Consider the following 24,529-nt stretch of genomic DNA (forward strand, 5'->3'; position numbering starts at 1 on the left):
CTAAGGGTAAGTCTTAGTTCAGGTGCTTATTAAGCGTTGGTAGCAGTACTTTGAACAAACGTGGCGCAGCACATAATACGTCGCCTTTTTCAAGGCTTGGAGAGCCATCAAAGCCAGCGAATAGGCAACCTGCTTCTTTTGCGATAAATAGCGGTGCTTGCATCTCCCACTCTTGAAGTTTGATACCCCAAGCGGCGTCAAGGCGACCAGCAGCTACGTTAGCAAGCATCAATGCTGGAGAGTCTTGCATAACGGCACGAGCACCTTGCTCTGCAATGTCAGTGAGCACGGCAAATTGACCAGACAAATATGGTGTTAGACGGTCAGTTGCAGGGAATTGAGCTGCGACAGTTACATTTTCTAATGTACGTGCAGAGCTGCTACGAATGCGTGAATTGTTTAGGTAAGCACCACGACCTTTACTCGCGTAAAACTCGTCTTTAGTGTGAGGGTTTAGTACAAGAGCGTGCTCCACTTTACCGGCAACTAGGTAGCTCATAGTAATAACGTTACCAGTTAGGCCACGTGAAAATAAGTGCTGACCTTGAATCGCATCAATAATCCATTCACCTTCCTCACCATTTTGTACAGAGCCTTGAAGGCGAGTAGTAATAGTGTCTGCTGGGTAGGCTTTTTCTAGGTGGTAAACAATGCTACGTTCAGCGCCAGAGCAAACAGTCTGATAAACCTGTTCTGCTGATTGGCCTTGTTCTTTGTCAAAAAGCAGTTTCTCTTGAGAGTGAACTATATATTCTGCAGCGGCACGAGCTGCTTTTAGTGCGACATTGATTCTAGGTTGCATAATTTACCGTCAATTATTCCGTCATTAAAATGCACATACCGTCCACAAGACGATAAGTTGCCAAATAAAGTGTTAAAGAGCGGGCAGTCTCCGTTTTATCTATTAAAACCGAGCGCCTAAATAAGAGCGCGAATTCTATCTTAATCGTCTGCATTTTACTAGGAAATATTTGTTCGAAAATTGATCGATTTGCGGCTTTGGCATAAATATCTGTTAAGATACGTGGCATTGTCCCACTGCTACTATTGGTACCTCATAAAATGCAAAACAAAGTAAGAATAGTCCTTGTTAATACATCGCACCCAGGCAACATTGGTGGCGCTGCTCGTGCAATGAAAAATATGGGGTTAGCAGAGCTTTATCTTGTGGCACCGAAGCAATACCCTAGCGATGAGGCGGTAAGCCGAGCCTCTGGTGCAACCGATATTTTGGAGAATGCGGTTGTCGTTGAAACGTTAGAAGAGGCGTTGGCGGATTGTCAGTTGGTGATTGGTACTAGTGCGCGTGAACGCAATATTCCTTGGCCTTTGGTTGATCCAAGACAAGCAGCAGATTTGGTGTTTGATGAAGGCTTGGTCACGGCGTTTGTGTTTGGTCGTGAAGATCGAGGTTTGACGAATGAAGAATTGCAGCGCTGTAACTATCATGTGCATATTCCGTCTGTTGAGACCTTTAGTTCTTTGAATCTAGGCGCAGCAGTGCAAGTTATCGCGTACGAGCTACGAATGAAATCTTTGTTGATGAAAGATGCTCCTGTGGTAGCAAGTAAATGGGATGTGCCAGCGGCGAACGTAGAGCAAATCGATTATCTGCTTGAGCATCTAGAAAAAGTGCTAGTACAGACAGAATTTCTTGATCCAGAAGTGCCGATGCAGGTCATGACGCGTTTTCGTCGTATGTTTCAGCGCTCTCGGTTGGATCAGCAGGAGGTTGGTATGCTGAGAGGTATGTTGTCTTCTATGGAAAAGAAAATGAAGTCATGACGACTGTGCTCGACAATACTTTGTTAAAAACAGAAGCCAGAATCTTAAGCTGAAACAAAAAACGCTGACTTATAACTAAGTCAGCGTTTTTTTTGAACTATGTGTTGGTCTTAAGCTTTGCGCTCAGGACGACCTTCTTCTTGCCAATGGGTATGGAATTTTTGGCCTGGCTCTGCGTCCACTCGTTCATAGGTGTGAGCACCAAAATAATCACGCTGCGCTTGTAGTAAGTTGGCAGGCAATACTTCAGAACGGTAACCATCGAAGTAAGCCAAGGCAGAGAAGAAAGACGGAGTTGGAATGCCTGACTGTGCGGCAAGAACAACGGCTTTACGAAGACCTGCTTGTTTACTTGCCATTGCGTCTGCGAAGTAATCGCTTAGCAATAAGTTTTCAAGCTCTGGGTTTTCTGTAAATGCGTCAGCAATCTTTTGTAGGAAAGAAGCACGAATGATACAGCCGCCACGCCAGATTTTCGCGATATCACTGAAGTTGAATTTCCAGTCATATTCTTTTTCAGCCGCACGCATGAGTTGGAAGCCTTGAGCATAAGCACAGATTTTTGCGCAGTAAAGCGCTTCTTCTATCGCTTTTTCTACTTCTTCTGCCTCGATTTCACCACTGTCTAAGTCGGCAACAAGTTTGCTGGCAGCGAGTTCACGTTCGCCTGTTAATGTGCTTAGCGCTCGAGCGTAAACGGATTCGCTAATAATACCAGCAGGGACACCCATTTGAGTTGCGCTTATCGATGTCCAGCGACCTGTGCCTTTTTGACCTGCGCTGTCCAAAATCATATCAACCAGTGGTGCGCCTGTTTTGTGATCGTATTGTTGAAGAATATCTGCTGAGATTTCAACAAGGTAGCTGTTTAGAACACCTTGGTTCCATTTTTCAAACAGTTTACCGATTTCTTCAGGTTCGTAACCAAGTAAAGAGCGTAACAAATGGTAGGCTTCACAAATAAGCTGCATGTCAGCGTATTCAATACCGTTATGAACCATTTTTACATAGTGACCTGCACCGTTTGGTCCAAGGTAAGCAGTACAAGGTTCGCCTTCTGTAACAGGTTTGCCAGGAGTATTGCTAACGATAGGTTTGCCATTTGCGTCTACTTTAGCAGCCACGGCTTCCCACATTGGCTGTAGGTATTTCCAAGAGTCTGCGTCACCGCCTGGCATAAGTGATGGGCCAAACCGAGCACCCACTTCACCACCAGAAACGGCGGTACCAAAGAATTTGAATTTTTCTTTGTAGTCCGCCTCGCGGCGGATGGTGTCCGTCCATTGGCTGTTACCACAGTCTACAACGATGTCATCTGGTTCTAGACCCGCTTTAATTAAGCCGTCGCAAACAGCGTCTACAGGGCTTCCCGCAGGAACGAGAACAACAATAACGCGAGGCTTGATAAGGTTGGATAGCATGTCTTCCATGCTTGAACTACCAATGATACGAGCTTCTGTTGATGAAGCGGGACGTTCAGCGGCTTCCGTATCAAGAACGTCTTGCACTTTATGTGTGTCAAGATCAAAACCTGCAACTCGGTAGCCATGGTCAGCTAAATTTAAGGCCAAGTTTTTACCCATGACACCCAGGCCGACAAATCCAATATTGCAGTTCTGATTTGTTTTTAACATAAATATCGATCAACCTTTTGAACAATTGGGGGAAATTTAAGAAAGAATCTTACCACGAAGCGCGATGATTCAGGACATACTAGAGGCAAGAAAAATTCAAAAAATTGTATTTTTTTGAGGTTTCTTAATAGAAACCTTACAAGTTAGATGGTTTTGTCGTTCATAGATATGCGGTTGGTTTGATGATTATTGTAGGTATGTGAGTCAGTAAGAAGATTTCTATTTAGTCGTAAGGTGACAAAAAAGAAAGAAAACTACATAAATTTGGCGCTCAACAAACAGTACCTGAGTATATTTTGTTAGGAAAGCTCGTCTAATTTCATATAAAACATTAGATAACAATGACTTATGTGATATTTAAAAGTTTCAAAATGGTAATAAAATAACATATTGTTATAACAATATTTTTTTTTAGATTGTTTTGTTACTATGTTTTTCACCGAAAAAAACTTCCTATAACTGAGTGTTTTATATGACGCAATATTTGGTGTTGTCGTATAGAGGCATTTTTTATAAGAGTGATCAGACAATCTTTATCGTTCAGAGGATTTAGCAAAATGAACTCCGCATTAGACGTAGCGACTATTCATACAAATTTAACCACGCCGCAGTTGGTGGAAAAAGCCCTGCAGAATGGCGAAGGGGTTCTTGCCGATAACGGTGCGCTTGTTGTTGAAACTGGCGCTCGTACAGGTCGTTCACCTATGGATCGTTTTATTGTGGAAGAGACATCCAGTAAAGACAGCATCCATTGGGGACCAGTTAACCGTCCATTCCCTGAAGCAAAATTTGCTCCGCTTTGGGATCGTGTGGCTGCTTACCTTGATGGTCAAGAATCGTTCTTATCTAACATTCATGTTGGTGCTGGTGATGAGTATTATTTACCTGTAATAATGCGCACTGAAACAGCTTGGCATCAGTTGTTCGGTCGTAATTTATTTATCCGTCCTGACGTCTATAACCCGTCAAGTAAAGGTGAGTGGCAGATTCTTAATGCGCCAAACTTTGTTTGTGACCCTGAGCGCGATGGCACCAATTCAGATGGTTGTGTGATTCTGAACTTTGCTGAGCGTAAGGTACTTATTGCGGGTATGCGTTACGCTGGTGAAATGAAAAAAGCTATGTTCTCTGTGCAGAACTATTTGTTGCCAGCTTATGAAGTGTTGCCAATGCACTGCGCTGCGAACGTAGGTACAGAAGACGATGTGACTTTATTCTTCGGTTTGTCTGGCACGGGTAAAACCACTTTATCTGCAGATCCTGAGCGCTTTTTGATTGGTGATGATGAACATGGTTGGGGTAAAGACACAGTTTTTAATATTGAAGGTGGTTGCTACGCTAAAACGATTGACCTTTCTCAAAAGAATGAACCGATCATTTGGGATGCGATTAAATTTGGTACTATCGTTGAAAACGTTGTTCTAGATCCTAATACACGTGTTGCTGATTACGCTGATACGTCTTTGACGCAGAATGGCCGTGCTGGTTATCCTCGTGAGCATATTGAGAAGCGCGCTGCAGATAACCGTGCTGGTGAGCCAAATGCGATTATATTTTTAACCTGTGATTTGACTGGTGTTCTTCCTCCAGTGTCTATTCTGACAAAAGAAGCGGCGGCGTATCATTTCTTGAGTGGTTACACTGCGCTTGTTGGTTCCACCGAGATGGGGGCTGGCACAGGTATTAAGTCAACATTCTCTACTTGTTTTGGTGCGCCTTTCTTCCCGCGTTCTGCTGATGTCTATGCAGATCTTTTGATAAAACGTATCGAAGAGTTTGGTAGTAAAGTTTATCTAGTCAATACTGGTTGGACTGGTGGTGCTCATGGTCAAGGTGGGAAGCGTTTTAGTATTCCAACGACTCGTGCTGTAATTTCTGCCATTCAATCTGGTGTATTGGCTGATGCTGAAACTGAGCATTTAGCAGATGTTAACCTAGATGTGCCAACTCAGGTTCCTGGTGTTGATAGTGTTTTGTTGAACCCTCGTAAAACATGGGCTGATCAGTCAGCATATGAGGTTCAAGCGAAGAACTTGATCTCTCAATTTGTTGAGAACTTTAAGAAATTCGAAACCGTATCTGATGCTATCGTGAAGGCTGGTCCAACACTTTAAGCTTGTTTTTATTAGGCTTCCTATAAAGCCGTGCGTTTTTGCACGGCTTTTTTGTTTTTGTCGATTTTATAAAATAGTGCTTTATTCCTTAAATCATGTAATCTTTTGTGTATGTATATAGATAGTCATTGCCATTTTGATTTTGATGTATTTGATGATCAGCGCGACGCTTTAATGTCGCGTTGCCTAGCAAGTGGGGTTGGTGGCTTTTTAGTACCGGCGACAACTCAATCTAGCTGGTCTAAATTAGCGTCACTCATTACGTATTATCCCGAATGGCGAGCGGCATATGGTCTGCATCCCTATTTCTTGGGGGAGGCAGAATTAGCCCAGGTTGATCTGCTGGGCGAGCAATGTGATACCGATAGAGTTGTTGCTGTGGGTGAAATAGGTTTGGACTGCTGGCCGGGTGCTATTGATATGGCAATACAGGTCGATTTCTTTTCTCGGCAGTTAAGTGTTGCTAAATCCTTGCAATTACCTGTTATCGTGCACTCCAGAAAAAGCTATGATTTAGTGCTTAAGTGTATGAAGGGTGTGAAGTTTCAGCATGGTGGTGTGGTTCATGCCTTCAATGGCAGTTTTGAGCAAGCGAAGCGGTTTTTGGATTTAGGTTTTGTGTTAGGAATTGGAGGTACAATTACTTATCCAAGAGCTAAGAAAGCTCACCGTGTTTTGGCTGCTTTAGACAGTCAAGCATTTGTACTTGAGACGGACTCACCTGATATGCCTCTTAACGGTTTTCAAGGGCAGATAAATACACCACTTGCTATTCCCATAATTGCGCAGTACGTGGCAGCGATAAGAGCAGAAAATGTTGAGCAGATCGCTATGCAGACATGTGATAACCTACTTAGAGTTTTTCCTAAGTGGAATGAGGGTTCGTTGTGAATACTACACCTGATATTAATGCCCCTATTCGTATTCTCCTATTAGGGAGTGGAACGGAAGTGGGGTCGTCATTATTAAGTTTATCAAAAGAAAAAAGTGAATTTTTATGGTTATGCCCAGATGAGTCTTTATTGCTGGACGTTGCTAGAAGGGAAGAGCTAGATGCAATGCAATTTGATGTTGTTATTGATGCATTAAGTTTGCGTTATGCTTTGCAGAGTAACGATGAGAAATTACTAGCGACTTTACGCTATTTCAATGAGCGAGCGAGTGCGCCATTGATGATGATTAGTAGCGCTAGAGTCTTTTCGGGCAATAAAGACGCGGCTTACGCTGAAACAGATGAGCCTGATAGTACAGAACCTTATGCGCAAGCCTTGATTGCCGCTGAGTCTGTTGTGCTAAGTAACCCTGATAATATTGTATTGCGAACCGGTTGGCTGTTTAGTGGTCAAGGTGATGATTTTGTATGTAGAACTCTCGGCTTGATTCAGGATGGCGTTAATCTTGCTTACAAAGATGATCTAATTGGTAGTCCGACGCCTGTGTCGGATTTGGTTCGTGTTATTTTATCTATGGTGAATCAGAGGCATTACGGTGCGCAAAATAAAGGTGTTTACCATTATTGTTGTGCGGAAGAAATTAGTTGGATTCGTTTGGTTGAGGCTATTCTTGCAACTTCTGGTCAGTTTGACCCTAAAGCGCAAGTAGAAGTTGAGGCGATCGGTGATTCGTTTCCGGAAGCTCAAGAGTCTTCTTCTATGCAGCGTCAGTCGTTATCTTGTCGAAAAGTGTTTAACCACTTTGGGATAAAGCAGCGACCATGGCGATCAAAATTACGAAATCTAGTGAAGGAATTATACAAAACAAGTTAACAGCGTGTGAGCTGAGACTAACAAGTTAAGGGGCTGATGTGTACAAGGTAAATAAAAGAGCGGTTGTGTTGGTGTTTATCCTTCAGGTTGTAGTTGGGGGTGTTTGGTATGTGTCTGCACCTTCTTCATTTTTAGACCGCTTTACACGCGTTATTGAGCCAAATCAGCTCGATATCGGATTGATATTCGCCTTTGTTGCTTCTTCCTTTGTTTACTTGATCTTTACTGCTTGGTTGTTAAGTCGAGTGAAAGGCTTTTCTGGGGCTGGGCGTTTTTTCTTAGTTATAGGTTTGTGGCTGTTTGTGGTTCTGCCTAACAGCGCTTTCCTCTGTTTCTATTTAGGTTTTGGCTTTTCTGATATGTTGTATTTCTTGTCTTATGGGGCGGCAAATAGCGCCATAGCAGCAATCATATTGCCATTATGGCGCTCGTCACGTTCAATATTTAAGGACTAAATTGCTTTTAGTATAGGCTGCTTTCTGGCCAAACTAGCCACAAGCAAAATCCACTCACTAAAAGGCTGATTACACCTTGAATGAAAATCACGCCGATGCTCTGTTTGTTGGTCAACTCTGAACTGAATCTTACTGCAATTGGTGTAATAAATACGCTTGCTGTGATGAGTAAGATGACGCTAAGAGGGATGTCTGCAAGTACGTGGCTCTGCGTGATTAATCCTCCTAACAGTAATGACGCAGGGATAGAGCTAAACACTTGTGTGGCTTTTGTTAGATAACTAACAACCACATGAGCAAAAAGAGCTGCTCCTAGTGCACCTAATAATTGTCCAATTAGTAAGCTGCCGCCAATAGAAATGACTGGTGCGGCTGCGCCTGCCACAATCATGAGTCCAACTGTTGGTAAAAGAACAGACAGTTTGCATTCAGCCTTGTCATTGCCTAATTTCAATTCTTTCGGTTGCACCTGCAGTAGGTGATAAACTAGGGTGACGATCGCACTTGTCGCAGCCCAACTTAGACTAAGAAGTAATCCCGTATGTTTAAGGACTGGGTTTAGTAGTAAGTAAAAGGATAAGCCAAATAGCACTAGCCCTAGGATGTTGCGTGATATCGTCTGTCGAATATTGGTAAAGCAAAGTACAGACACTGTTCCGATTAATGCTGTGATGCTGTAATAGTCAATGGCTTGGGCTGGGGGGAAACTCAAGCCTGAGTGAATCAGGCTGAGTCCGGCAATAAAGCCACCAATGTAACCAAGGTAAGACGATGCACGTAGTAATTTAGCAGCAATAACGCTGATTATTAGTGCGGCGAGAAAAGGGTAAACTGCCGTATGTAATAACATAAGCACCGATGAGTTGCTGGCTTCTTCGTACATGATCGTTCTGCTTCCTTAATGAGTTACAGTTACTGACGAATACCTTCGATAAACACTTCAATTTCTGTTTGATCTGTAACGCCTGGAATGAAGTAAGTGATACCAAAGTCACTGCGTTGGATTACCGCTTTTGCTTCAAAACCGGCACGGTAGCCACCCCATGGGTCTTTGCCTTCGCCAATTTGGTTAACGTCAAAGCTCACCGGCTTAGTCACACCGTGTAGAGTCAAATCACCTGTTAATGTCTTGCCGTCAAATTGTGTGCTTTTGAAGGTCAAAGTAGGGAATTGCTTGGCATCTAGAAAGTCTGGGCTGCGCAGGTGTTTATCACGCGCTTCATGATTAGTGTCGACACTAGCTGTCTTGATGGAAAAAGAGGCGCTTCCTGATGTTTTGTCTTCTGTGTATGAAAAGTCGCCTTCAAATTCATTGAAGCGACCTGGTGTTGTGCTAACGCCTAGGTGTCCAACTTTGAAGGTGACAGCGGAATGGGCTGGGTCAATCTTATAATCAGCTGCCATAGTTACGCTGGAAGCCAGTACCAATGCACTTATAGTAATCATTTTCATTTTTTAGTTCCTCGATTTGATTCAACAATATGAGTAGTGTAATTTGTTTTTATTAATAAATAATCGGCCTAAAATACAATTCAATATTTCTTAATAAGAAATGATTTAGGTGGAACTTTTTTTTGGAGAAAAGAATGAATGGATAAGCTTCAAGGTATGAAGGTATTTTGCCGAGTTTTTGAGGCGGAAAGTTTTAAGTTAGCTAGCGATTCACTTGGGATATCTAGGCCTATGGTGACGCGCTATATTAATTCTATAGAGGAGGAGCTAGGCACTAAGCTTTTACAACGTAATACTCGAAATATTAGTGTTACAGATGCGGGGCGCAAATATTATCAGCACTGCATTGCCATAATGGAGGCGATTGAAGAGGCGGAAGGTGAAATTGGTGAATTAACTAAAAAGCCTAAAGGTCTACTTAAGGTGAGTGTACCGATGGATTTTGGGTTGTCGCACCTTGTGCCTTTACTGGATGAATTCAGTAAAATGTACTCTCAAATCGAGCTAGATGTTGATTTCAGTGATAAGCGTGTTGATATGACAGAATCCGGGGTGGATATCGCGATTCGTGGTGGTCATTTAGGTGGCGATCAGTTTGTTGCAAGACCGCTTTGCTATTCAACCGGGTTTGTGTGCGCCTCGCCTGAATATGTCGCCGCACACGGCTCACTTAGTGTTGTGGCAGATCTAGAAAAACACTCTTGCCTAATATATCGCAACGCCCCAATACCAAATAGATGGACGTTGACGAATGAGGTCGGTGAGTCTCAAACAGTGTCTGTTTCTGGTGGTTTTTCTGCCAATAACGGCGGTGCTTTGACGCGATTCGCTGTGGCTGGCCTGGGGATTATTTATCAACCAGATTTTTTGGTGACGAAATACATTGAGTCAGGCGAACTGATTAATCTATTGCCGCATTGTAAGGGGTATGAAATTGGGTTTTATGCTATCTACCCACAAAGAAAACTAATGTCTAGAAAAACGCGGTTGCTCTTAGATTTCTTACAAGAAAAACTAACCAACATACAGTTTTAGCTGTTTGTTGGTTAGTTTTTATCTCAGAGTTGCATTATTTTAAGTCGCTAAACTCATTTTCTATGCTGAGATTTACCGGCATGTCATAGCCAGGTAAGCGAATTTCTTGATCAGTGATGTGAAGTTCTTCACCACCTAGAACATTAAATCCGAACTTATAGATTGGAAGAACTTCGCCACGAATGCTAGATTGGTTATATTCTTCAGCGGCCGCTGCAACCTCTGCGTTCTTAGCTGTGTATGTGTTAATCTCTTCTACACTGTAGCGCTTTTTCAGCATCTTCATTGTTTGTTGAGGCGATAATAGTACGGCCGTGGCGTTATTGCCTCCAAAGCCTTTAGAGTTAAGCAGAGCTGCATCAAAATAATCTTTCCCATAAGCTTCATGCTTAAGTTGAAACTTCAAACCATCACGGTATACATCATCGGCAATAGCGTGTGATGTTGTAATACCAGGCAGAATGCCATCTTTCCAAACCCCTAAAGATAGGTGGAGTTGATCGCCGCCAGCTGTGCCTTGAGAGTGTCCAAGAAACGCTTTCATAGCGATAACTGGCATTTCTGTTGCGCCAAAACTGACGGCTGCTTTGCTAAGTACATGAGACTCAGTAATGCGATTTTGTGGTGTGCTTGTACCGTGAGCCTGAATGAAGGTGCGCTGTGTTAAGCCATCATTACCTATAATGTTTTGTAGGTAAGCCATGGCTTTGCTCATGGTTAAATAGTTGCCGATACCAGGTGCAGATATGGATTTTTTGTGTCCGTCAGCGTGTGAGAAAACGGCAGGGATTGCACCAAAAATTTCAGCGCCTAACTGAATCGCCAGTTCGTCATCCATTAGGAGTGTCCATTGGCTGGATTCTCCGATGGTGAAACCACAGTTTTGCGCGAATGGACGACAGCTACGTGTATGGTCTGGCTCTTCTTGATTGCTAATTTGGTCTAGAGCAAGCAGTGCAGTATCTTCCGCTAGGGCTCCCATTGTTCTGAAGCCTTCAATAATTTCTGGTGTGATAGGGGCGTCACTACCGCCAACCATAGCTACTCGGAATTTACCGGATTTGATGCCTTCTATGGCTTTCTCTAAATTGAAAAAGTAGGTTGCGCAGGCACCAATTGCAGTACCAACATTTCCTACGCTGCCAAGGATATAAGCGTTAACAAAGTCAGCAGGCATTTGCGCATAGCCAAGCGGCAAATGCTTTGATGTAGTTCGTTTTCCCATCAATGCAGATTTAAGCATACCGCCAAAGCCTAGGTCATCCATTTGACCAATAGAGTTGGCAGCATAGACGGCCATTTGGTCAGGGGACACCTTGCTACGAATAACTTCCCAATCTATCCCGCTGCTTTTGATGGCATCTGAGGCGCCATAAACAGTCATTTGTAAGCCACGAGGATGGTTTCGGCTTTGGTACAACTTTGATGGGTCAAAACCTGTTGGCAATTGTCCTGCCGCTTTTACAGAGAGTGGACGAGTATCTTTAATGAATGCTTCTAGATTTCCATCGACAGTGACTTCACTTAATGTGCTGGATAGCTCGACTACGTGCCAGTTCGTCGGGCGCTCATTTGGTAAAGAGCGAGTTTTAATTGTGAAGCTTAATTTTTCATCGCTTTGGTTTGATTGCAGTGTCGTTGACTTGTGAAGAACCACATGGTCAACGTCAAATAAACTTGGATGAATGCGGCGAATTAAAGTGCGAGCAAGGAGAGATTCGCCAATGCTATCAACCAATGCTGCGGCGTCTAATGCTTCCCCACCGTCGGTATACCACAGGCCATTTTTGTGTTCGGCCATGTTGGTGATAGTGGCGAGGTCGAGTAAAACATCCTGCTGTATTGAACTTGGCAAGAGGTCAAAGACAATACGGCGATATGCTTGATGTGAAGAGGTACGACCAGCCGAATTGATTCCGCCAAAGCCAACAATAACAGGTAAACGGGCCAATTGAATTTCCTCGTTTTATGAGTGGGTAAAATATTACGGTATTGTAATGAAGGGGGTGACGCTTAGCCACCCCGCATTAAGGTAATTTCGCAACAATACATTGAAATTTAGACAATTTGCGAATTATTTGAACGGTTACTGTGGCTCTTGATTTGGCTGAACTCGATTGAATCGCCAAAGTTTATTGTAATTTATAAGGCCTTCAATTTCCTCTACGTAGGCGAGGCCGCGTTGTGAGTAGAGCTCTAGCCCATGCACAAGCGCAAGACCTGTGATTATTTCTTTGTCTTGTCTGAGCTCTTCTCGTGACGATCTAAGTGCTTTATAAGCAGCGTTTGTATTTAGGTTATCTATGTAAGCAAAAACAGATTCGCGGGCATCATTGAATTTTCGCACTTCGTGATCTGCATCTTCGTCTCGGGATTCAGGGACTAAGCCACAACCTTTTCTAAAGCACCACTGACCAAAAAAGTTGTTTCCTTTTGTGGCGAAGCGAGAGGTTCCCCATGCTGATTCATTGGCTGCTTGTGCTAGTACTAGTGATACAGGAATGATATCGAGCCTCTTAAGTAATGCTTTTAAGTCATCTTTTGAATAGTTATCTAGCTTGCTCATTTTGTGGTCTTCGCGAAGAGTAGAAATCCACTTTTTGTTTTTTGTTGATAACTTTTTGTTGCTGTTTAATAGGCTGGTTAAGCGCTCACGGTCTTTGAGTATCAGAGTGTTTTTCTCATTGACAAAGGGTGTTAAGAATTCAAAAAAGGCTTGTTTACGCTCTTTAACGTCTGTGATTGCTGCGAAATCAGGGGTCTCTTTAGATATTGGGTGAGACTTAAAGTAGCTTTTTTCGTCCGCAGTGGCTTCGCCTGACTCTTCATTTGAGGTTGAGGCGCTGTCATTTTTAGAGCCTTCTTCAGTGCTTTGAAATGGACCTGCTTTTATCCATAATATGAACAGCAGTGCAAACGAAATAATCCAAAGTATTTTTTTGTTCATAAATAACCACAAGTCCTAAGCGTTTTTATTTAGATCAGCGCCTTCATTAGGGGGCACCGATCTTAATAAATTGGATAAAAAGTAAGCCTATTATCCTTAAAAAAGGATGACTTTAATAGACTTTAGCTTAGGCTTCTTTAATTTACCTTAATTCCTTTGCTTCTAGTAAAGATGCTATAGGAAAAGTTTGGTTGGTCCGACAGGAACAACTTGGGTTGGGTTAATGTTTTTATGGCTAAAGTAGTAATGTCGTTTTATGTGTTGCATGTTGATAGTGCTAGCAATATTTGGGGTTTCATAAAGACGTTTTAGATACGCATTTAGTTTCGGGAAGTCCAAAATACGCTTTAAGTTACATTTGAAGTGGCCAAAATACACGGCATCAAAGCGGATGAGTGTTGTGAAAAGTCGCCAGTCTGCTTCGGTTTGTTCCTCACCGAGCAAATAAGTATTGCTAGAAAGTTTTTCTTCTAAAAAATCCAATGTATCAAATAAGGGCAGTAGTGCTTCTTCGTATGCATCCTGAGTGGTTGCAAAACCACACTTATAAACGCCATTGTTCAAGGTATTGTAAATGCGCTCATTAATTTCATCTATTTCTAGGGCTTGGCTTTCTGGATAGAAGTCGAGTTGGTTGTTGGTAATCTCATTGAAAGCTCGATTGAATATGCGAATTATCTCAGACGATTCGTTAGACACTATGGTGTTGTCTTCTTTGTCCCATAAAATAGGCACGGTTACTCTTCCACTATAATTAGGGTCGGCTTTAGTATAAAGCTGATGAGCAAAGTTAACCCTGTGTAACGGATCTCCGATAGCAATATTTGGATCGGTAAAAGCTTGGTCCTGTTTGAATTCCCAACCGTTTTCAAGCATGTCAGGGTGAACACAGCTGACACTAATTAGGTCTTCTAACTGCTTTAGCTTAATGAAAACCAGCGCACGGTGTGCCCAAGGGCATGCCAAAGAAACATATAAGTGATAGCGGTCTGCTTGCGCAGGAAAATGATTTGCATTGTTTGCATCATACTCACTGGCTGGATAGATCCAGTTACGGAAAGCTGATTCACTACGAACGAACTTGCCTTGAGTTGATTTTGTGTCGTACCACTGGTCAACCCACTGACCGTCTACAAGTAATCCCATCTTATTTACCCTCAAATTATAATTCACACTATTATTAATGAAATTGAATCGTTTTCGGGGCAATATATTGATCGTATTTAATCGAATGATTCGATGGGTTTGATTTTTTTATGTCTGAACGTTTAGGTTCATTGTTAGTTCCGTGCTGTATTTTGCTAGTCAGCATCTATGCTAGTTTGTATGTTGGTATGCTGCCACCCTTGTGGTTTGATATTTTGCCATTGCTTCCTCTTATCTTAGCAAGTGTCGCTATTTTACTTGCTTGGCATTTTAATAAAGGTCGAGTCCTGCTCTTGGTCTTGTTGTTGCTAATTCCAAAATTGTATGGCTCTTCCGATCAACAGGCCTCACTGACGGCATATCTGGTCGTTTCTTGCTTTTGTATTTCTTTACTAGGATTTATTCCAGAGAGAGGTTTCTTTAACCGGTTTGCAGTAAATCGCATTCTTTTTATTTTTATGTTGATTGGCTGGTGTTATGCCATCGAACGTAGCTGGGTTTCATTTTCATTTTTAGATCATCATTTTTTTAATATTGGTGTGACCTGGTCGACGGTGTTGCTTTGGTGTGTCTTGTTGTTTAGTGCAGGAGCGATGGGTGTTGCTTGGTGGTTCAGTGGAGATACGTTTAGAGCAAGTGGTTTAGTCAGTATTGTTAGTTTGCTGGTAATGAGTCATTTTGTATCTTCGGATACGCAATTTGATGCGTTGTTATCTGCACAGTTTCTTTTATGGGTTTGGTTTTTGTTGATGGAAAGTCATCGTATGGCTTATCTCGATGACCTGACGAAGTTACCTGGTCGACGAGCGTTGAATGAGCAGTTAGTGGGGTTGTCTAAACAGTACGCTATCGCCATGGTGGATGTGGATCACTTCAAAAAATTTAATGATACGTACGGGCACGATATGGGGGATAGGGTACTAAAAAATGTTGCTTCTAAATTGAAGTTGTTTGCTTACCCAGGGCGCGCATTTCGATATGGAGGTGAAGAATTTACGGTTGTATTTCGTAGTAAGCACCTTGCAGAAGCAGAAGCATCGTTAGAGACCATTCGTGAGAGTATAGAAGAAGCGTTTGTTGAAGTGTTTGATCCTAAAAAGAAACAGGAAGTTGACGTGAATGTGACTGTGAGTGTTGGGGTTGCATTTGCTACAACTGGAGAGCCTACGGACTCGGTATTAAAGAGAGCAGATGATGCCTTGTATCTCTCTAAGAAAAAGGGTCGAAATCGCCTTACCAGAGCGGCTCAACCTAAAAATATTTAATTTACTTAAATAAATTGATCGATCGGTCAACTTTTTTCTTCTGAACTATTGCACTGCCAATTCAGCAGTCTATAATCAGTGTCTCAATTGCATATAAAGACATTGATTGCGTTTTATAAAAATCAGAATAGATTTTTGGTACTCAATGTTTTGTTCAGAACATTGATATGTTGTATCTGCAACATATCAATTACAGCGCCAACGTGGTGTAGCAGTTAGCCTAGTGACGAATGCCTATAGTCACTAACGTCTCTGCTGCGAGGGGAAATGGGGAGCTTCGGCTCCCTTTTTTTCGCCTGATTTTTGTTATCACTTCGTGCCAATTACAAAGAATGTTATCCTCCTTTTGTGTCGCACAGGAAGGTAAGCCGATACTGAAAAAAATTTCCCTTTAGTACTATATTTGATCAATGAGGCTAAACCTTTGACTGACGTTAAACGACCAAAAGATCAGCTGAAAGCGCATATTCGAGCGCAGAACCAGACACTCATTCTTGAAACATCAGAGCGTGTGTTCGCTCGACAAGGTCTGGCAAAAACAACGACTCAGATGATTGCTGATGAGGCTGGCCTGCCAAAGGCCAATGTGCATTACTATTACCGCTCTAAGAAAGATTTACTTGAAGCTGTATTGGAGCGTATCTTGCGCCTATGGTTAGATTCGGTGAGTGAATTTAATGCGGCAGAAGGTCCGAGGATTAACCTAACTCGTTATATTAGCGAAAAAATCGATCAATCTCGTTCTAATAAAAATGCTTCCAAAATTTTTGCGATGGCACTGATTGGCGAAGAAACCTTTGTTTTAGAGTACCTTAGAAATTTATTCGTAACCGAGCTGAGCCGAGAGAAAGTAACAATTCAAGAGTGGGTGGAGCAGGGGCTGATGGCTCCTGTGTCGACCGAGCATCTTTTTATTAGTATTTGGGCAATGACCCAAACTTATGCGGATTTTGATGCGCAGGTAAAAATTATGCTGCAGAAAGATGAATTAGAAAAAAGTGATTATGAAGAAGCTAAACACTTTATTACTCGTATGGTTTTAGTTGGCTGCGACGTGAAGGATTAATTAGGGGTACATTTGAGGGTTTGTTATGACATTAGAAAGTGGTATCACGTTCTTTTTAGCTATATTTATTTTTAGCATTACTCCAGGTCCAGGCATTTTTGCTATTTTGGCGAGAAGCATGACAAAGGGTGCACGGGCCTGCATATCACTTAGTCTTGGTATGGTGCTAAGCGATATCATTTACTTGGTAATGGCGTGTTATGGTTTGGCTGCGATAGCATCAACATGGGAGAGTGCGTTTTTAGTCATACGTTATGCAGGTGCGGCCTACTTAATATATTTGGGGTGGAAAATGTGGACTTCTTCTGTCTCTTCCTCTCCAACAGATATTGGGGCGTCAAGCAGTGAGATGGCGAGTTTTATCCAAGGCTTTATGATCTCGGCTTCGAACCCTAAAGTCATTCTTTTTTATGTAGCCTTCTTACCGACCTTTATGGATTTAACTGCTCTTGGTGGTGTGGATATTGTATTGGCCTCTTTCTTAGCTTTTATCGCTCTTTTGTTTGGTCTTACTATGATTTCCATTTGTGCCTCGCAGGCACGAAGATTTATGAAGTCTGAACGTTCAATGAAGTCATTGAACCGGACCGCTGGCGGTATTATGGCGAGTGCCGGCGCCTTTTTAGCCATGAAGAACTAGCGCAAAAGTATTGCTTTCTTAGTACTTATGGCTGATTAGACGTAAAAAAGGCTCTGCTTGTTTACAAGCAGAGCCTTTTTGTTATTTTCGAAATGAAGTTAACGAGTACCGTAAATTCTGTCGCCTGCATCGCCTACGCCAGGTCGGATGTAAGCATGCTCGTCAAGGCCGCGGTCAATTGAGCCTATGTACATAGCCACGTCAGGGTGTGCTTCTTTAAAGGCTTCTATGCCTTCAGGTGCGGCAAATAAACAAATAAAGCGAATGTCTGTTGCGCCCATCTCTTTCATTTTTTCGATGGCCATGATTGCAGAGTTACCTGTCGCCAGCATAGGGTCGACAACAATGATGGTGCGTTCATTTACTGAATGCGGCATTTTCAAGTAGTATTCGACAGGTTGCTTTGTCTCAGGGTCTCGGTATAAGCCAACATGACCAACTCGTGCACTAGGAGATAGCTTTAATACTCCCTCAGCAAGTCCATTACCTGCTCTCATTATCGTGACAATACAAAGTTTTTTCCCTTTGAGGACGGGGCACATGGCTTTTTCTAATGGTGTCTCTATTTCAATATCGACAGTTTCTAAATCTCTTGTGGCTTCATAACCAATGAGGGTTCCAAGTTCTTCTACTAGCATGCGAAATTCACGTGTGCTGGTATTTTTGTCACGAAGACTTGTTAATTTATGCTTAACAAAAGGGTGCTTTACTACATGTATGTCTTGGTAAGCGTTAAGGATTTCATCGCGGGTCATTGGCCATTCCTTTTTAATCACTAAGGGAGTGTGAATGTAAGTGAGTTATCTTTTCATCGTTTAGCTAATAATAGCATTAAGTCAGAATTGACCAAATAACTAATCCTGTCTGTACGGTTAGTTTGTGGCTTGAAGTGAGCAAGTATTTGGGAAAATAACGCCGAGCGTTGTTTTCGGTAAGATCGTCATTACATAGAAGGTATACAGAAAGAGTAGATATTAGCAATTTATCGCTAATGCTATTTTTAACAAAGAGGCGATTTGTGAGACCTTAATGATGAATGATGATGAACAATATTTAGATGAACAAGAAGTAAATGATGTAATGGATGGGGTTGAAGATATTGAAATTAGTGACCCTAAAGGCCTTGCTCTGCCTGATGATGTTTTGCCTGAAACGCTATTTATTTTACCCATATCCAGCCGTCCATTTTTTCCAGCACAGGTTCAGCCTGTTATGGTGGATGCAGAGCAGTGGGAAGATACTTTAGAGCGAATTGCCGAGCATCCGCAAGCTGCTGTCGGTTTAGTCTACGCTGATAAAAAAGCAAAAAAAGAACCTTCCGTTGACGAATTTCGTTCTATTGGTTGTGTGGCGAGAGTTCATAAAGCCGAGAAACAGAACGACAAATTGACGTTTTTAGCCCAAGGCGTGAAACGCTTTGAAGTCATCGAGTGGCTAAGTGAGGAGGCGCCTTATTTAGCGCGTGTTCGGTATATCAATGATGTTAAGTCAAATGATGATGAATCAAAGGCCTACTCTATTGCGATCCTTGATGCAATCAAGCAGTTGATTCGTTTGAACCCTTTATTTAGTGAGGATTTAAAACAATACCTAGGGCGCTTCTCTTTTAATGAATCCGGTCTGTTAGCGGATTTTGCGGCGTCTATTACTTCTGCTGATGCTGAAGAGTTATATGATGTTTTGGCGACAGTCCCTGTTCCTGCTCGTATGCATTTAGCTTTGACTTTGCTGCGAAAAGAGCTAGAAATTGCTCGTTTACAAAATGAAATTAGTGCAGAAGTTAACGATAAAATCAGCAAGCATCAGCGTGACTTCTTCTTAAAAGAGCAATTGAAAATCATCCAAAAAGAATTGGGTATTTCAAAGGACGATCGCACCTCAGATGTCGAAACGTTCGAAGCTCGCTTGGAAGGTAAAATTCTTCCTAAAGCAGTAAATGACAAAATTCAAGAAGAGTTGCATAAACTGAGCATTCTGGAAACTGGTTCCCCAGAATATGGTGTTACACGTAATTATTTGGATTGGGCGACGGCGCTGCCTTGGGGGATTCACTCTAAAGATAATTTAGACATCAAGTTGGCTCGTGAGGTTTTGGAATCCCATCACGCGGGTCTTGGTGATATAAAAGATCGTATTGTGGAGTTCTTGGCGTTAGGTGCGCATCGTGGCGAAATGGGAGGAAGCATTCTTCTTCTTGTTGGTCCTCCAGGTGTTGGTAAAACATCCATTGGTAAGTCTATCGCAGAGTCTCTAAATCGTAAATTTTACCGGTTTAGTCTTGGTGGCATGCGTGACGAAGCAGAAATTAAAGGCCATCGACGTACTTATATTGGCGCTTTGCCAGGTAAATTTGTCCAAGCGTTAAAAGATGTTGAGGTTGAAAACCCTGTCATTATGTTGGATGAGATCGATAAGATTGGCTCTTCTTTTCAGGGGGATCCAGCTTCTTCTTTATTGGAAGCATTAGATCCTGAGCAAAATGTTGAGTTTCTTGATCATTATTTGGATATGCGTATCGATTTGTCTAAAGCCTTATTTATTTGTACGGCAAACCAGCTAGATACGATTCCAGCGCCTTTGTTAGACCGAATGGATGTGATTCGCTTGTCTGGTTATATTGGTGATGAAAAATTAGCGATTGCTAAGCAGCATTTATGGCCAAAATTACTCAAGAAAAACAAGCTGTTGAAGAAACAGTTGAATATTACGGATGCTGCGTTACGGCATATTATCGAGCATTATGCTCGTGAGGCTGGAGTGCGTGGCTTAGACAAATTGCTGCAAAAAATCCTGCGTAAGAGTGTTGTAGAGCTGATTACGGGAGAGAAAGAGCATATCAGTGTGGGCGTCAAAGATGTCGAAACATTGTTAGGTATGCCTTACTTCCGACCAGAAAAAACCTTGCAAGGTGTTGGTGTGGTTACAGGCTTGGCTTGGACTTCGATGGGCGGGGCTACTTTGCCGATTGAAGCCAATAAAGTACATGATCTAACGCGTGGCTTAAAACTTACGGGTAAGCTTGGCGAGGTCATGAAAGAATCAGCTGAGATTGCTTATTCTTATGTATTTTCTCACACTAAGAGCTACCAGAAATCACCAGAGTTCTTTGATAAGAGTCTTGTGCATTTGCATGTCCCTGAAGGTGCAACGCCAAAAGACGGCCCAAGTGCTGGCATCACTATGGCAACAGCTTTGATGTCATTGGCAAGAAATGAGCCTATACGTCGAGGGTTGGCTATGACAGGTGAACTTACATTAACGGGTCAAGTGCTTGCTGTTGGAGGTATTCGTGAAAAAATCATTGCTGCGAAACGCAGTAAGATTAATGAAATTATCTTACCAGAGCCAAACCGTCGTGACTTTGAGGAATTACCTGAATCGGTGAAAGAAGGGATGACGGTGCATTTCGCAGAGCGTTTTGCTGATGTCGAAAAAATTGTCTTTAATCGAACGAATAACGATCTTCATTAGATTATCTGCGTGGTGAGTGTGAAGTAAGCATTTTCTCTACTCTCCATACATGAGAAAATACAGAACCGGACAAGCAATTGCTTGTCCGGTTTTTTTATCTTGTTTGTATTTTTGTCGCTCTATAGATGCGTCATTTTTAGGGGAAACAAATGCCAGGTCCGGCAAAGCTTACAGAAGGTTCAACCTTTAAACATGTTGTTAGTATGTCTGCCACTGGTGCGTTTGGCCTGATGTGCATGTTTTTGGTCGACCTTGTCGACATGCTTTTCCTCTCGATGTTGGGCGAAAAAGAAGCGGTTGCGGCTGTTGGGTTTGCCAGCACGATTATGTTTTTCACCATCTCTTTGAGTATTGCTGTATCAATCGCTGCAACGGCATTGGTATCCAGAGCAATTGGAGAAGGTCAAATTGAATTGGCCAAGCGGCGTGCCGTGAATGTGTTGGCGTTCGGTATTTTTTTCTCGACTGGGATTGTGTGGCTTTTGTGGTCTAATATCCCTCATATCTTGTTATATATAGGTGCGACAGGGCGAGCATTGGATTTAGCTACCGGCTATTTGCAGATTTTAGTTCTTGGTATGCCGGCAGTAATGATTGGTATGATTGGCTCTGGCATTATGCGAGCACTAGGCGATGCACGTCGAGCAATGTACGCAACTATGATTGGCGGCTTAGTTAACGCGGTACTGGACCCGATTTTCATTTTTGCATTTGGCTTGGGGGTGCAAGGGGCGGCCATCGCTTCTTTGATCGCGCGTTTTTCCATGGTGGCTGTGTCTTATTATGGCGTTGTCCATATCCATAAAATGTTAGGCGAATTTGATTTGATGGATTTTTTTGAGGACGTTAAATCTATCTCCCTAATTGCTGTTCCTGCCATGCTAACCAATATGTCTTCACCGCTAGCAAATGCCATTGTAATGGAGCACACAGCTTCTTTTGGTGATGATGCTGTGGCTGCTGTCGCCGTTATTGGACGTATTATTCCTGTTGTGTTTGGTGGCATTTTTGCTTTGTCTGGCGCGGTGGGTCCTATATTAGGACAAAACTATGGGGCGGGGCGTTTTGATAGAATGCACAGTGCAATCAGCAGTGCGGTGGTTTATGCGCTTGGCTATTGCCTGGTGCTCTGTTTTTGTCTTTATCAGATGCAAGATTGGCTGGTTTCCGTATTTCATGCGTCACAGGGGAGTGCGGATTTGATTCGCTTTTTTGCTACGTTTGTTTCTTTTAGCTTTTTCTTCCAAAGTTTACTCTTTATTGCGATTGCGGTTTTTAATAATCTGGGCAGGCCGCTAAATAGTACTTTGCTAAATTTCGGCCGAGCAACGCTAGGTACGTGGCCTTTGATTACTCTCTTTTCTTGGTTTATGGGGGCAGAAGGGATACTTTTCGGACAGGCTGTTGGGTCAGTTATTTTTGGTTGTTTGGGGTTTTATATGGCTAGAAACTATATTACTGAACTTGAAGAAAAAGAAGCCTGTGAGATTTTGCCTAGCAGCCTGCATAATTATGATGAGATTATATAAGCGTTATTATCACTACTTCTTATTTGGCGATGGTGTCATCGACGTGTCGCCCAAAGTAAAAATTCCTGGTTACCATCTCCGCCTTTTATCGGGCTTTCTATATAGCATTTCACCTCGAAGTCTAGTCCTTGGGTAAAGTCTTTGATATCTTTTTCAAGCTGTTTTACTCGTTGTTTGTCTTTTACTATTCCACCTTTACCGATGAAGCCTTTGCCTACTTCAAACTGAGGTTTTACTAGGGTTATTAGATGTCCTTCTCTGCTGAGTAAGCTTGGTAGCTGTGGCAAAATTTTGGTTTGTGAAATAAAAGAGACATCCATAACAACAAGGTCGAAGCCCTTTTCGGGAAAGTGTTCGTGCAGATCTTCAACCGATAAATTGCGAGCATTAATGCCTTCTAGACAAACGATGTTTTGATTATCTCGTAGGCGTTGATCAAGTTGGTCGTGACCCACTTCAACACCAACAACTTTGGCTGCTCCATGTTGAATAGCGCAATCACTAAAGCCTCCGGTAGATTGGCCGATATCTAATACAAGGAAACCTTCGATATTTAGTTTTGTATGCAGTAGAGCGCCTTCAAGTTTCAAAGCCCCACGGGAAACGTATTTGTCGGCTTCGTCTGAGGTGATGTTTAGCTCAATATCTGATGGTAATTTTAAGCTGGGTTTGGTTGCGGTTATCCATTGCTGGTTTTGTTTGTATGAGACTCGTCCTTCACTGATAAAGGTTTGTGCTTGAGAGCGGGATTTAGCAAGGCCTTGCTCGGTAAGGATTAGGTCAATACGTAACATGGAAAACTCGACAGTAAGATAATTAACCCGAATATTAGCAAAAAATGAATAATCAAAGTAGATTTAAAAGCAGCAGAATAAGTCTTGTTGTAACCACTGGTGATTGTCTGAGGAAAGCCTGTGCTATTAAAAACACTAATTAATACAAATGAACTGGCCCTACTGCTTGGGCAACCAAATGTGGTTGTTTTAGACTGTCGATTCTATTTGGCCGATCATGCTAAAGGTAAATCAGAATACGATAAAGGTCATATTCCTGGCGCTATCTTTGTGGATGTTCATCAAGAGCTTGCTGGGCCTGAGGCGGAACTGACTGGCCGACACCCTTTGCCCGATGATACTGTTTTTTCAGAACAACTACAGGCTTGGGGGATAGATTCTAATACTAAAGTTATTGTGTATGACGATATGGGAGGCGCAATTGCTGCCCGAGCTTGGTGGATGCTAAGTCAGCATAACATAGATGTGCGCGTTTTAGATGGCGGCTTTCCTGAATGGTTAAAACAAGGGGGAGAAGTGTCATTGGCGTTCGTAACACCGACGGCTACATCTAATAATATTAAGATTTCGTTTCCTTGGGCGATTAGTGAGCAAGCGATAGTTGAGAACTTTGAGACCAACAAATTTCAGCTGGTGGATGCTAGAGCGTCAGACAGATTTAATGGAGAGAACGAGACAATGGACCCTGTTGCAGGCCATATTCCAGGTGCAATTAATCGCCCATTTACAGATAACTTGGATGCTGATGGTCGTTTTAAGCCTGCGGAGCAGCTGCATGTGGAGTGGCAGGATTGGTTATCAGGTGATTGTGATGCTTATGTTTATTATTGTGGATCTGGCGTGACCGCATGTCATAATGTTTTGGCTTTAAATCATGCTGGGATAGAGGCAAAGCAAGTTTATGTTGGGTCTTGGAGTCAATGGTCAAAAAGGATGCTGCGAGCGACTGCTTTGTAGAATAGCGGTTTTTTACTTTATATAAAGTCGCTTCCCCTCAAGTAGAGGGGAGGCAGATTAAATAAGGTTGGTTATTTGGGTATGGCTCCCGCCATAAAAATTTGTACTTGTTGGTGGGTTTCCCCCCAGATATGCGATTTAACGGCATGTAAAAAATGCTCAGCTTCTTTTAGTGTTACGATTCCATCCATTAATTTGATGCCTATGCCTTCTTGAGTAAAGAAAAAATGCCAAGTGTGTTTATCAATGATAGCTTCGCCTTCTCCATTGTTGTAGCTCACTTGCTGGAAGGAATAGTCACTCGGAATAAAGCAGGAAAGCTCTTGTCCTGAGGCACCATAGTTAAGATCAGGGATATAGCCTTGACGGTCGACCAGTTCAAATTTCATAGAGAACTCCTTGTTTTTTATTAAGATTAGCTTAGGGTTTCTTTACTTGCTGTATTTCTTCGCGTAATTCTGTAAAAAAATGGA

Annotated in this window: 22 protein-coding genes; 12 read left to right on the forward strand and 10 right to left on the reverse strand. The window is 42.4% G+C overall.

Annotation, left to right across the window (positions count from 1 at the left end):
- Positions 1-13 precede the first annotated feature (13 nt).
- A complete protein-coding gene (locus tag JSY38_RS13915) occupies positions 14-802 on the reverse strand; it encodes an inositol monophosphatase family protein (protein ID WP_114411057.1) in 789 nt (262 codons plus the stop codon).
- A 260-nt stretch (positions 803-1,062) separates the two neighbouring features.
- Here JSY38_RS13915 and JSY38_RS13920 point away from each other — a divergent pair, with 260 nt between their 5' ends.
- On the forward strand, positions 1,063-1,785 hold the full coding sequence (locus tag JSY38_RS13920; protein ID WP_114411058.1) for an RNA methyltransferase: 723 nt from the start codon (positions 1,063-1,065) through the stop codon (positions 1,783-1,785).
- A 110-nt stretch (positions 1,786-1,895) separates the two neighbouring features.
- On the opposite strand, the gene gndA is transcribed toward JSY38_RS13920, so the two are convergent.
- Positions 1,896-3,419, reverse strand: a complete 1,524-nt coding sequence (gene gndA, locus JSY38_RS13925) for an NADP-dependent phosphogluconate dehydrogenase (RefSeq protein WP_205113671.1) — start codon at positions 3,417-3,419, stop codon at positions 1,896-1,898.
- A gap of 557 nt (positions 3,420-3,976) precedes the next feature.
- Here gndA and JSY38_RS13930 point away from each other — a divergent pair.
- The 4 genes from JSY38_RS13930 to JSY38_RS13945 all read left to right on the forward strand — a co-directional run bounded on the left by JSY38_RS13930 (position 3,977) and on the right by JSY38_RS13945 (position 7,754).
- The gene (locus tag JSY38_RS13930; protein ID WP_114411060.1) at positions 3,977-5,533 is read left to right on the forward strand and encodes a phosphoenolpyruvate carboxykinase; all 1,557 of its coding nucleotides are present in this window, start codon (positions 3,977-3,979) and stop codon (positions 5,531-5,533) included.
- 111 nt (positions 5,534-5,644) lie between these two features.
- Positions 5,645-6,424, forward strand: a complete 780-nt coding sequence (locus tag JSY38_RS13935) for a TatD family hydrolase (protein WP_205113672.1) — start codon at positions 5,645-5,647, stop codon at positions 6,422-6,424.
- Positions 6,421-7,299, forward strand: a complete 879-nt coding sequence (locus JSY38_RS13940; protein WP_205113674.1) for an SDR family oxidoreductase — start codon at positions 6,421-6,423, stop codon at positions 7,297-7,299. The genes JSY38_RS13935 and JSY38_RS13940 overlap by 4 nt, the downstream gene beginning before the upstream one ends.
- A gap of 38 nt (positions 7,300-7,337) precedes the next feature.
- Complete coding sequence (locus tag JSY38_RS13945) at positions 7,338-7,754, forward strand: hypothetical protein (RefSeq protein ID WP_205113676.1); 417 nt, start codon at positions 7,338-7,340, stop codon at positions 7,752-7,754.
- Between the two features lie 7 nt (positions 7,755-7,761).
- Here the strand turns inward: JSY38_RS13945 and JSY38_RS13950 are convergent, their stop codons facing one another.
- Both JSY38_RS13950 and JSY38_RS13955 read right to left on the reverse strand, forming a co-directional pair.
- Positions 7,762-8,637, reverse strand: a complete 876-nt coding sequence (locus JSY38_RS13950; protein WP_205113678.1) for a hypothetical protein — start codon at positions 8,635-8,637, stop codon at positions 7,762-7,764.
- A 29-nt stretch (positions 8,638-8,666) separates the two neighbouring features.
- Positions 8,667-9,206 carry a YceI family protein gene (locus JSY38_RS13955; protein ID WP_114411064.1) on the reverse strand — a complete coding sequence of 180 codons (540 nt, stop codon included), beginning with the start codon at positions 9,204-9,206 and terminating at the stop codon, positions 8,667-8,669.
- Positions 9,207-9,344: 138 nt separating this feature from the next.
- Between JSY38_RS13955 and JSY38_RS13960 the strand changes: the two genes are divergently transcribed.
- Positions 9,345-10,241, forward strand: a complete 897-nt coding sequence (locus JSY38_RS13960; protein WP_205113680.1) for a LysR family transcriptional regulator — start codon at positions 9,345-9,347, stop codon at positions 10,239-10,241.
- 34 nt (positions 10,242-10,275) lie between these two features.
- Here the strand turns inward: JSY38_RS13960 and JSY38_RS13965 are convergent, their stop codons facing one another.
- From JSY38_RS13965 to JSY38_RS13975, 3 genes are all read right to left on the reverse strand, one after another.
- Complete coding sequence (locus JSY38_RS13965) at positions 10,276-12,192, reverse strand: beta-ketoacyl synthase (protein WP_114411066.1); 1,917 nt, start codon at positions 12,190-12,192, stop codon at positions 10,276-10,278.
- Between the two features lie 135 nt (positions 12,193-12,327).
- Positions 12,328-13,188 carry a glucosaminidase domain-containing protein gene (locus JSY38_RS13970; RefSeq protein WP_205113682.1) on the reverse strand — a complete coding sequence of 287 codons (861 nt, stop codon included), beginning with the start codon at positions 13,186-13,188 and terminating at the stop codon, positions 12,328-12,330.
- A gap of 174 nt (positions 13,189-13,362) precedes the next feature.
- On the reverse strand, positions 13,363-14,334 hold the full coding sequence (locus tag JSY38_RS13975) for a glutathione S-transferase family protein (RefSeq protein ID WP_205113684.1): 972 nt from the start codon (positions 14,332-14,334) through the stop codon (positions 13,363-13,365).
- A 110-nt stretch (positions 14,335-14,444) separates the two neighbouring features.
- On the opposite strand from JSY38_RS13975, the gene JSY38_RS13980 reads away from it, so the two are divergent.
- From JSY38_RS13980 to JSY38_RS13990, 3 genes are all read left to right on the forward strand, one after another.
- Complete coding sequence (locus JSY38_RS13980; protein ID WP_205113686.1) at positions 14,445-15,599, forward strand: GGDEF domain-containing protein; 1,155 nt, start codon at positions 14,445-14,447, stop codon at positions 15,597-15,599.
- A gap of 424 nt (positions 15,600-16,023) precedes the next feature.
- Positions 16,024-16,665, forward strand: a complete 642-nt coding sequence (locus JSY38_RS13985) for a TetR/AcrR family transcriptional regulator (RefSeq protein ID WP_114410441.1) — start codon at positions 16,024-16,026, stop codon at positions 16,663-16,665.
- A 25-nt stretch (positions 16,666-16,690) separates the two neighbouring features.
- Positions 16,691-17,305, forward strand: a complete 615-nt coding sequence (locus tag JSY38_RS13990) for a LysE family translocator (protein ID WP_205113688.1) — start codon at positions 16,691-16,693, stop codon at positions 17,303-17,305.
- Between the two features lie 98 nt (positions 17,306-17,403).
- On the opposite strand, the gene upp is transcribed toward JSY38_RS13990, so the two are convergent.
- Positions 17,404-18,060, reverse strand: a complete 657-nt coding sequence (gene upp / locus JSY38_RS13995) for a uracil phosphoribosyltransferase (RefSeq protein ID WP_114410439.1) — start codon at positions 18,058-18,060, stop codon at positions 17,404-17,406.
- Positions 18,061-18,337: 277 nt separating this feature from the next.
- Between upp and lon the strand changes: the two genes are divergently transcribed.
- On the forward strand, positions 18,338-20,776 hold the full coding sequence (lon, locus tag JSY38_RS14000; protein WP_114410451.1) for an endopeptidase La: 2,439 nt from the start codon (positions 18,338-18,340) through the stop codon (positions 20,774-20,776).
- A 149-nt stretch (positions 20,777-20,925) separates the two neighbouring features.
- A complete protein-coding gene (locus JSY38_RS14005) occupies positions 20,926-22,305 on the forward strand; it encodes an MATE family efflux transporter (RefSeq protein WP_205113691.1) in 1,380 nt (459 codons plus the stop codon).
- A 35-nt stretch (positions 22,306-22,340) separates the two neighbouring features.
- Here the strand turns inward: JSY38_RS14005 and JSY38_RS14010 are convergent, their stop codons facing one another.
- Positions 22,341-23,099: a TlyA family RNA methyltransferase gene (locus JSY38_RS14010; protein ID WP_205113693.1), complete on the reverse strand. Its 759-nt coding sequence runs from the start codon at positions 23,097-23,099 to the stop codon at positions 22,341-22,343.
- 120 nt (positions 23,100-23,219) lie between these two features.
- On the opposite strand from JSY38_RS14010, the gene JSY38_RS14015 reads away from it, so the two are divergent.
- A complete protein-coding gene (locus JSY38_RS14015) occupies positions 23,220-24,056 on the forward strand; it encodes a sulfurtransferase (protein ID WP_205113695.1) in 837 nt (278 codons plus the stop codon).
- A gap of 71 nt (positions 24,057-24,127) precedes the next feature.
- Here JSY38_RS14015 and JSY38_RS14020 read toward each other — a convergent pair whose 3' ends face one another.
- Complete coding sequence (locus JSY38_RS14020; RefSeq protein ID WP_205113697.1) at positions 24,128-24,445, reverse strand: hypothetical protein; 318 nt, start codon at positions 24,443-24,445, stop codon at positions 24,128-24,130.
- Between the last annotated feature and the right edge of the window lie 84 nt (positions 24,446-24,529).

The organism is Marinomonas foliarum, from assembly GCF_016906065.1.
In the GTDB taxonomy this organism is placed as follows: Bacteria; Pseudomonadota; Gammaproteobacteria; order Pseudomonadales; family Marinomonadaceae; genus Marinomonas; species Marinomonas foliarum.